This window comes from Dietzia sp. E1 (genome assembly GCF_014145015.1).
GTDB classification, from domain to species: Bacteria; Actinomycetota; Actinomycetes; order Mycobacteriales; family Mycobacteriaceae; genus Dietzia; species Dietzia cinnamea_A.
Genome location: NZ_JAALDU010000381.1, coordinates 1 through 3,577, shown reverse-complemented (window position 1 = coordinate 3,577; position 3,577 = coordinate 1). Strand labels below are relative to the sequence as shown.

At 67.0% G+C, this 3,577-nt stretch carries 1 protein-coding gene, 2 pseudogenes and 1 riboswitch; of the genes and pseudogenes, 2 read left to right on the top strand and 1 reads right to left on the bottom strand.

The genetic code is table 11. The features are described from left to right. Nucleotides 1-692 (top strand): annotated as a pseudogene (locus G6030_RS12430) (hypothetical protein); the annotation flags it as partial. A gap of 327 nt (nt 693-1,019) precedes the next feature. Next, nucleotides 1,020-1,499: pseudogene (locus G6030_RS12425) on the top strand (response regulator transcription factor); the annotation flags it as partial. Between the two features lie 59 nt (nt 1,500-1,558). Here the strand turns inward: G6030_RS12425 and thiC are convergent. Further along, nucleotides 1,559-3,301: a phosphomethylpyrimidine synthase ThiC gene (gene thiC, locus G6030_RS12420; protein ID WP_182643329.1), complete on the bottom strand. Its 1,743-nt coding sequence runs from the start codon at nt 3,299-3,301 to the stop codon at nt 1,559-1,561. Continuing rightward, a riboswitch (TPP riboswitch) is annotated at nt 3,300-3,409 on the bottom strand. (Overlaps the previous gene by 2 nt.) Nucleotides 3,410-3,577: the final 168 nt, after the last annotated feature.

Here is a 3,577-nt window from a genome sequence, read left to right as displayed (position 1 = left end):
TGGTGGCGTCGGTCGCCGTCCGCGCGCCGGGTGGGATCGCGCTCGGCCCCGACGGGCGCATGCACGTCGCCGCCGGCACGGGGTACCTGGCCGACCGGTCCGACGTGGTGACGTTCGACCCGACCGCCGAGCGCCCCGAGGCGCGGATCGGGGCGCGGATCGAGGCGCGGATCGAGGCGCGCCTGAACGCCCGGATGAACGGCCTGGCCGTGGACGCCGCCGGGAACCGGTACCTGACCAGCCTGGAGACGGACCGACTGACGCGGGTCACCGCGGCCGGCGAGGTCGACGACGAGTGGTCACGCCGCGCGGCGATCGGCGTGTCCAACGGGATCGCGATCGAGGGCGACACCGCGTACGTCACCCAGTCGACCACGCGCACCGTGGTGCTGGAGGTGCCGCTGGACCGACCGGAGGCGACGACGACGAGGGAGCTCACCACCCCACCCGAGATCGCCCGCGGGCTCGACGATCTGGCCGTGACCCCGCAGGCCCTCTACGTGACGTCGTGGACCACCGGCGAGGTGTTCCGAGTCGACCGCGGCACCGGCGACGCGTGCGTCCTGGTCGGCGGGATTCCACGCGCCACGGCCGTGGTCGTGGCCGACGGGTTCGGGGATTTCGCCGAGCGCGACCTGCTGGTCACCTCGCTACACGGGCCGATCCGGCACGTACGGCTGGCGGAGGCCTGACGGCGATCGTGTCGAGTCATGCCGAGACCATCGCGTCACACTCGGCCGCGCCTCCACGCCCACACCGATAGCCCCACCGCGGCCAGCGCGAGTATCGGGAGAATCCATGCCCCCACCGAACGAGCCTGCATCAACCAGTAAAACTCAGGGCCCGCGACACCGATCACAGCCTGTCTGTTCGTCAGCGGCATGTACCTCCACCAACCACCGGGCTCGCCGAAAGCAGGGAGCCACACGTGAAGCGACCCGGCCACCAACAACGCCGCCGCCGGGAAGGACAGCCAGAACCACGGGAACCCTCCGGGGGCTGGTGCACGAGTAGGTGACATCGATGTCGTGCTGATGGACCTTCGGTTCGCCGGGGACGCCACTGCCGGAGTCCGGGCGACATCAATACTTCGTACTCTTCCCGACCCGCCCCAGGTGTTGGTTCTGACTAGCCACGACACCGACGCGGACATCCTTGGCGCCGTAGAGGCCGGAGCCTGCGGCTACCTCTTGAAAGACGCCGATCCGGACGAGCTTCTAGGTGCCGTCCGCGCCGCCGCAGCCGGGGAAAGCGCACTCTCCCCCACCGTTGCAGCGACCCTCATAGGCCGACTGCGAGTACCGCAACCAAGACTCACTGATCGCGAGATCGACGTCCTCAAGACCGTGGCCACGGGAGCCACCAACCGCCAGGCTGCGGCGGCGCTGCAAATGTCCGAGACAACAGCGAAAACCCACCTTGCCCATACCTTCCACAAGCTCGGCGTCTCATCCCGAACCGCCGCTGTGGCCCGGGCCACCGATCTCGGATTGATCTGAAATCCTGGACACCTCCAACCCGGGGGCAGCGAAGCCACGAAGATCATGGTATGGGTGGGCTAGAGCGGCCCTCTGTTCGTGGGGACTGTGGGGGCGTCCAGGTAGACAGTGGATCCGGCGGCCCGGAACTGGGCGGACTTCTGCTGCATCCCGGCGATTGCTTCTTGCTCTTCGGCGCCACCGAACTGGTTGCGGATGTCTTGGGAGATGCGCATGGAGCAGAACTTCGGCCCGCACATTGAGCAGAAGTGCGCGGTCTTGGCCGGCTCGGCCGGCAGCGTCTCGTCGTGGAACGCCTCGGCGGTGTCGGGGTCCAAAGACAATGCGAACTGGTCTCGCCACCGGAACTCGAACCGCGCCTTCGACAGCGCATGATCTCGCTCGGCCGCTCCGGGGTGGTTCTTGGCCAGGTCCGCAGCGTGAGCGGCGATCTTGTAGGTGATGACCCCGGTCTTCACATCCTCTTTGTTCGGCAGTCCGAGATGCTCCTTGGGGGTGACGTAGCACAGCATGGCCGTGCCATAGCGAGCGATCTCCGTGGCCCCGATCGCGGAGGTGATGTGGTCATAGCCCGGCGCGATGTCGGTGACCAGCGGGCCCAGGGTGTAGAACGGGGCTCCGTGGCACAGTTCCTGCTGTCGCTCGACGTTCTCCCGCACCAGATGCAGCGGGATGTGCCCGGGGCCCTCGACCATGACCTGCACGTCGTACTCCCAGGCCCGGGCGGTGAGCTCGGCCAGGGTGTCGAGTTCGGCGAACTGGGCGGCGTCGTTGGCGTCGGCGATCGACCCCGGGCGTAGCCCGTCGCCCAGGGAGAAGGCGACGTCGTAGCGGGCGAAGATTTCGCAGAGCTCGTCGAAGTGGGTGTAGAGGAAGTTCTCCTGGTGGTGGGCTAGACACCAACCGGCCATGATCGACCCGCCCCGGGAGACGATTCCGGTGACCCTATCGGCTGTGAGCGGCACGTAGCGCAGCAATACTCCGGCGTGAATCGTCATGTAGTCCACACCCTGTTCGCACTGCTCGATCACGGTGTCCCGGAAAATCTCCCAGGTCAGCTCGTTGGCCTGCCCGTTGACCTTTTCTAGAGCCTGGTAGATCGGCACGGTGCCGATCGGCACCGGCGAGTTGCGGATGATCCACTCGCGGGTGGTGTGAATGTCATCGCCAGTGGATAGATCCATCACCGTGTCAGCTCCCCACTTGGTGGCCCATTGCATCTTGTCCACCTCCTCGGCGATCGAGCTGGTGACGGCTGAGTTGCCGATGTTGGCGTTGATCTTCACCAGGAAGGCCCTGCCGATGATCATCGGCTCGGCTTCGGGGTGGTTGACGTTGGCCGGGATGATCGCCCGCCCTGCCGCCAGTTCGGACCTCACCAGCTCGACGTCGCAGTTCTCGCGCAAGGCCACGAAGCGCATCTCCTCGGTGATGATCCCCGCGCGGGCGTAGTGCATCTGCGTGACCGTCCGGCCCTCTCTGCCCCGGAGAAGCACCGGAGTCGCGCCTTTCCACTCCTGGGAGGCCTCACCCCGCCGGATTGCCGAGCGGCCGTCGTCGAGCAGATTCCGCTCCCGACCCTCGTACTCCTCGACGTCCTCGCGGCCCCGGATCCACGCGGCCCGCAGCGGCGGGAGCCCGACCACCGGGTCACTGCCCGGGCCGGCTGTGCGGTAGACCCGCACCGGGGCGTTCGGCGCCCCGCCCGGAGAATCCTCCAGGGCGATCTCGGTGACCGGCACTCGGAGATCATGTTCGGTGTCGTGGACATACGTCAGTGCGCGCGATTTCGATGCACTCATGTGAGGTGCTCCTACTTCCTTCGCCGGCATTACCCGGGCAGGTTCGACGGTCGCAGGCTGCTTCAGCCCGATCTCAGCCCCTGCATTAGGGCTCCCGTGTGGACAGACCCGACGTTAACAGCCCACGACAACCGCCACCACCCCGGCCGAGCGGAGAGAAGGCGCTGACCGGGGGCATCTGCACCGCCGGTTCCTGCGGAGTAGAAACGGAACGCATACCAAAGGCCACCGGTGCAAACCGGCCCTTCACTATGAAGTTGTGAGGCCGTAGGCCTG

Coding starts and splice junctions, on each gene's coding strand:
- thiC (WP_182643329.1), bottom strand. CDS start 3,301: ATGAGTGCATCGAAATCGCGCGCACTGACGTATGTCCACGACACCGAA.